Here is a 1401-nt window from a genome sequence, read left to right as displayed (position 1 = left end):
GTCATTGAGCCAGCATTGCTAAGCACTTTTGGTGGTGCAATGATGATTGCGGGAATCCTTCTGCTGGGTATGGCATTGTGGAGACAACGCCAAATTACCAGCGCTGAAAACAACGATCGAACAATAGAAGCAATGGCTCCTTTTGATCTTGGGACAGCATTCAGCTTCGCTGCTTTCCTGGCTGTCATGGCAGTCTTGGTCCCGGCAGCAAAACAATGGTTGGGCACCAGCGGCATCTTCGTATTATCGACTATTTCTGGGCTAGCAGACGTAGATGCTATTTTAGTCTCACTTGCCCGCCTGCATAGTACTGAAGGCTTAACAACAAATGTGGCTGCTGTCGCGCTAGGGCTGGCCACACTGAGCAACATGTTAAGCAAAGCGACAATTGCATGGATGACAGGGGGGGCACAGTTTGGCCGAGCTATCATATTTGGCTACACAATTGCCATGATAGGTGCTGGCGTAGCTCTGGCTCTCAGTTTGAGCTTTATGTAAGGTCAACTCGGGTAAATGGAAGATGTTCAAAAAATGAGTTAAAACGATTCCCCTTGCATGGATTCACTTTGAAAAACAATGGTAAAAATGATTCGACCATTGAGGGATTCAGCCTGGATGGTCGCCCCAAGCATATCAAGAATAGATTTTGTTATGGCAAGCCCTAAGCCGGTTCCTTCTTCTGTTCTTTGCCTAGACGCATCTGTTCGATAAAAACGATCAAATAATCTGGATAGTTGTTCAGGAGAGATTTCAGGGCCTTCATTTTCAATTGAAAATATTGTGTTATCTAAATTCTGTTGAAGTTTTATCCGTATTGTAGAATTCTTGTTTCCATATTTAACTGCATTAGACAATAGATTGCTGAGTGCGCGACGTAACATAGCCGGATCACCTTTTACATTGCCAGATCCTGTTTGTTGAAGTGTCATATTTTTTTCGGCAGCGAGAGCGTCATAGAAATCAAATAAAGCGGTAACTTCTTTAACGAGGTCAATATTCTGTAAGTTCTGTAAATTTAAGCCATGTTCTGCTTTTGCCAAGAAAAGCATACCGGACACCATTCGAGCCAAACGTTCAAATTCTTCTAAATTAGAAAATAGTATTTCTTGATAAGTACCAATATCTCGGTTACGGGCGAGACATACTTGAGTTTGGGTCATTAAATTATTAATCGGTGTTCTAATTTCATGTGCTAAATCAGATGAAAAATCGGAAAGTTTTTCTAAAGCTGACTCTAGTCTGTCCAGCATAGCATTGAAGGCGATTGCCAATGATTTTAGTTCGGTTGGTGTATGCTCAACTTCTAAACGTTCTGAAAGATGTTGAGCAGAAATTCCTTCTGCAACCTTAGCCATTTTTTGCACTGGTCTTAAACCTCTCCAGGTTGCAAACCAACCTAAA

General features: G+C 42.0%; 2 protein-coding genes. One reads left to right on the top strand and one right to left on the bottom strand.

Annotation, left to right across the window (positions count from 1 at the left end; genetic code table 11):
• On the top strand, positions 1-498 hold a 498-nt coding region (locus SE27_RS14745; RefSeq protein WP_455550031.1), incomplete at its 5' end, for a DUF4010 domain-containing protein.
• Between the two features lie 38 nt (positions 499-536).
• Here the strand turns inward: SE27_RS14745 and SE27_RS14175 are convergent.
• Positions 537-1401: heavy metal sensor histidine kinase (locus SE27_RS14175; RefSeq protein WP_227504662.1), on the bottom strand; the 865-nt coding region annotated here is incomplete at its 5' end.

The sequence above is a fragment of the Acinetobacter harbinensis genome (assembly GCF_000816495.1).
Lineage (GTDB): Bacteria > Pseudomonadota > Gammaproteobacteria > Pseudomonadales > Moraxellaceae > Acinetobacter > Acinetobacter harbinensis.
This window is presented reverse-complemented; position numbering and strand designations above follow the sequence as displayed.